This is a genomic window from Clostridia bacterium, from assembly GCA_017410375.1.
Classification (GTDB): Bacteria; Bacillota; Clostridia; order RGIG6154; family RGIG6154; genus RGIG6154.
This window is the reverse complement of the sequence record JAFQQW010000064.1, coordinates 1-4136: the sequence shown is the minus strand read 5'-3', so window position 1 is coordinate 4136 and position 4136 is coordinate 1. Positions and strand designations below refer to the sequence as shown.

Below are 4136 nucleotides of genomic sequence, written 5' to 3'. Positions count from 1 at the left end.
CGGCTTTAACGTTTCGTATGATACAGAAACTGCAACCTACAATGTAACAAGAGAGCGATATGCTACCCCCATGTATACAAAAGAACTTTGGGAACGCAATGCATCCCTGCAGACCCGTACCGAAATTCAGCCGACCGAGGTAAAAGTGTTGCTGGACGGCAATGCGACCGAAGTAGCGGGCATCGCAGGCAAAACACTTATCCCGGTTAACGCACTTGCTTCATACGGCAAGGTGAAATGGAATGAGGGCTCAGACGAGATTGAGGTGAGCATTTTTGTGTCGGAGCTGGAAGCAGACCTTGAAAATGCTGAAAATGTAATTGAGTGTGAATATGAATATAAAGGAAGCAAGGCTCTCTATAAAGGTCAGGTGAATGGAGAAGGATTGCCCCACGGAATCGGTCGTTTTGATTGGAAAGGTGTTTTGGATGATGCTACTTATTTCGGTCAATTTGATAACGGAAAACCTTCCGGCGTGTTATACAGACACACATATCAGCAAGTCGCACATGTTTATGACCGCAGAACATCTTATTTTATCGGGGAAACAGATCCTGAAAAAGAAGCGGTTCGCTACTACAGAAATATAGGAGGTCCGGACCCGGAGAATCAGGAGCTAATTGTGTCGGGGAAGGAACCTGAGTTTGGTGTTTTAACGGTGCCGATAAATGAAATTCGTTCCGGCGGTTTCCGCGAAACACCTGAAGACAATCTTGTATATAAGCGAGGTGTTTATCACGAGGTTATAAATAGCCGGGCAACCACTTTAGATACAGATGTTTTGGTTGCTTGGTATGACGGGCAAGTGCAAACCTACAGCGAACGACATGATGAATTTAAAGGGCAAATACAGCCCGTTCCCGGATTGGAAAGGGATTACCGTATGCCCTGGGATCAGTTTTCGGAATATAAGAACGGTGTAAAATCCTATTATAATGATGCGGTTTACACTGCTTGGGGAACAGGAGCGGATGCGAATCCGTATGTTTTGAATGACCCGATTTCAGGTGGCATCGGACCGCATTACATCCTCATTATGGTAGGTGAAGAGCAAGTGAAGTTTTCGGATGCGAAACCGTTCATTCAAAACGGACGCACATTAGTGCCGGCAAGAGCCGTTTTTGAGAAAATGGGTGCAGAAGTACTCTGGGAGGAAGATACGCAAAAGGTTGTGGTAGGCAAAGGCAATACGTTGATAGAAGTGCAGATTGATAATCCCATTATGATGGTCAATGGTCAAGAAATCCTGTTGGATGTACCGCCCATGATTAAAAAGGACAGAACATACATTCCGCTTCGTGCCATTGCCGAGGGCTTAAACGCTACAGTTTCCTGGGACGAAGGCTTAAAGATGGTAAGCATTACAAATGAATAGATAAAAGAACCGTAAAGGTGCTTTTTTGTTGCTTTTGAAAAAGAATTGTGCTATACTGTATTAAAAGACAGAAAAGGAGACTAAAGACATGAAAGCTTGTATCATTCAGCCACCATATTCTATGGACACGGCAAATTCGGATGCGTTTTTTGAATATAAACTGAAAATGCTCCGTCAATGCGACGAGAGCATGGATATCATTGTGCTTCCCGAGTACAGCGATGTGCCCTGCGCCACCTCCACCAAGGAGGAGACTTTTTTCTATCACAAGAAGTACATTACGCAGCTTTTAGAGAACTGTGCCGAAACCGCAAAGCGTTGCAAAGCACTTGTGTTTGTAAATGCGTTGTATGCCATTAACGACAATTACCGCAATACCACCTATGCGTTTAATCAAAAGGGCGAAATCGTAGGCAAATATTTTAAAAAGCATTTACCGCCTTTGGAGCTGAACACCTTAGAGCTGGATTCTGCGTACACCTTTGAGCCGTCCGAGCCGTATGTGATTGAAATTGACGGTCTGCGTTACGGTTTTCTAACCTGCTACGACTTTTATTTTTATGAGGCGTTTGCCCGTATTGCAAAGCAGAATGTGGATATCATCATCGGCTGTTCTTTGCAAAGAAGCGACAGCCACGATGCCATCGAAACCATGTGTCGTTTTTTGGCATATAATACAAATGCGTATGTAATTCGTTCGTCGGTCAGCTTTGCGGAGGACTCTGAAATCTGCGGTGCGAGCATGGTGGTTTCGCCCTACGGCAAGGTGCTTTGCAATATGAAAGGCAGATTCGGTATGGAAACGGCTGAATTTGACCCGAAGAATAAATATTTAAAGCCTGCGGGCTTCGGCAATCCCGATGCACCGCATCATGAATATATTGAATTTGGCAGAAAGCCGTGGCAGTACAGACCTGCAGGCAGTGCCATCATCAACAACGAACAGACCTTAGGCTATCCGCGTGTTTGTGCACACAGAGGTTTTAGTACCGTTGCCCCCGAAAACAGCATGCCTGCATTCGGTGCCGCCGTTGCCATGGGTGCTGACGAAATTGAGTTTGATTTGTGGCCCACCGCAGACGGAGAGATTGTATCCTGCCATGACCGCAGTTTAGAGCGTGTCAGCACAGGCGAAGGCTTTGTGACCGATCACACGCTTGTACAACTGCAAAAGCTGGATTTTGGCGTAAAATTTGGTGAAAAATTTAAAGGACTTCGGGTGGTCACCTTTGAAGAAATTTTAAAGAAGTTTGCCTGTCAGGTGATTATGAATGTGCATGTAAAGCCATTATCTTTTGAAGAGCCGTATCCGACAGAGGCAATAGAAAAAATCGTGGCACTTATCCGGAAATATGATTGTGAAAAGTATGTATATTTCATGCTGGAAACAGATGAACAAATCAGACAATTTAAAGCTTATGCGCCCGATATTCCGGTATGCGTAGGACATTTAGAAGCACGTCCCTATGAAATCGTGGAAAGAGCTATTACACTGAACTGTGAAAAGGTACAGCTCTATAAGCCTTATTTTAATCAGGAAATGATTGATAAAGCACATAAAAACGGCATTTTATGCAATGTGTTCTATTCGGATGACCCTGAAGAAACACAAGCGTTTCTGAAAATGGGCATCGATACCATTCTGACCAATGATTACAACTGCATTTCACAGCAAGTGAAAAAATAACGGATGTGCTTTTGGTACCACTAAAGAATATTTTGAGCAAATAAAGATAGCAAAGAGGTAAATTTATGGATATCCAAAAATACTTTAAGCGTATTGGGTTGGCGGAAAATACCAAGATAGAACAAACCTATGAATTTTTAAAGGCGCTTCAGTATGCAAATGTTACAAATGTACCGTACGAAAATCTGGATTTGGTAGACAAAATACCGCTGTCTTTAGAGCCTGCTGATTTATATGATAAAATTGTAAATCGCGCTCGTGGCGGATATTGCTTTGAAGTAAACGGATTGTTATCGCATATGCTTTCCGAAATGGGGTTTGAAACCTGCGACTATTTGGCAAGATATCTGCGAAACGAAACCACAATCCCGTTTCGCCGTCACAGAGTTGTAGCGGTTCAGTGCGAAGATGGTGTATATATTTTGGATGTGGGCATCGGACAAACAGCACCGCGTTATCCGCTTAAATTAGAGGTCGGTTTGGTGCAGGAACAGTTTGGCGAAACCTATAAATTCGAGAAAAACGAGTTTGGTGAATGGGAGCTTTATGACCTGTATCAGGGGAAGTGGCGTATTTTCTATTCTTTTTCGGAAGAAAGACAGTATAACATCGATTTTGTTCCGCCTTCTTTTTATTGCGAAGCACATCCCGATTCCATCTTCAACAAAACTTTAATGATTGCCATGAAAACCGAAAACGGAAGAAAAACCATTGATGACAGAACCTTTAAAGTGTTTGAAAACGAAAAAATCGTTCATATTGAAGAAAATATGAACGACCAAAGACGAGCCGAAGTGCTTGAAGTGGAATTTGGATTGAAATAAAAAATATCAGTCCGAACGAAAGAGGAATAGTATTAATTTATGGGCTTCTTCGCTGACGTTCAGAATGACAAAGCAATTAAAAAACCGCCACACATTATTGTGTGGCGGTTCAGCGTGTCGATAAACCTATCGACACGCTGTCAGAGTGCGAAAAAGGAAGTTATATTTTGACAATTTGAATTCGTCGGCGTACAAAGGTACGGTAGAGTTCAAATTGGTAAAAAGCAAGCAATGGAGCGGAATCCTCGAT

3 protein-coding genes are annotated in these 4136 nt (G+C 42.9%); all 3 read left to right on the top strand.

Features of this window, described 5'->3' with window-relative positions; translation table 11 throughout:
- Positions 1-1375 (top strand): copper amine oxidase N-terminal domain-containing protein (locus tag IJE10_10410; protein ID MBQ2968517.1); only part of this gene is annotated, 1375 nt, incomplete at its 5' end.
- A gap of 88 nt (positions 1376-1463) precedes the next feature.
- A complete protein-coding gene (locus tag IJE10_10405; protein ID MBQ2968516.1) occupies positions 1464-3062 on the top strand; it encodes a hypothetical protein in 1599 nt (532 codons plus the stop codon).
- Positions 3063-3127: 65 nt separating this feature from the next.
- Complete coding sequence (locus tag IJE10_10400) at positions 3128-3886, top strand: arylamine N-acetyltransferase (GenBank protein MBQ2968515.1); 759 nt, start codon at positions 3128-3130, stop codon at positions 3884-3886.
- The last annotated feature ends 250 nt before the right edge of the window (positions 3887-4136 follow it).

Bases quoted from the DNA above. Each gene is read 5' to 3' on its own strand.
- IJE10_10400 (MBQ2968515.1), top strand. From the start codon at position 3,128: ATGGATATCCAAAAATACTTTAAGCGTATTGGGTTGGCGGAAAATACC.
- IJE10_10405 (MBQ2968516.1), top strand. From the start codon at position 1,464: ATGAAAGCTTGTATCATTCAGCCACCATATTCTATGGACACGGCAAAT.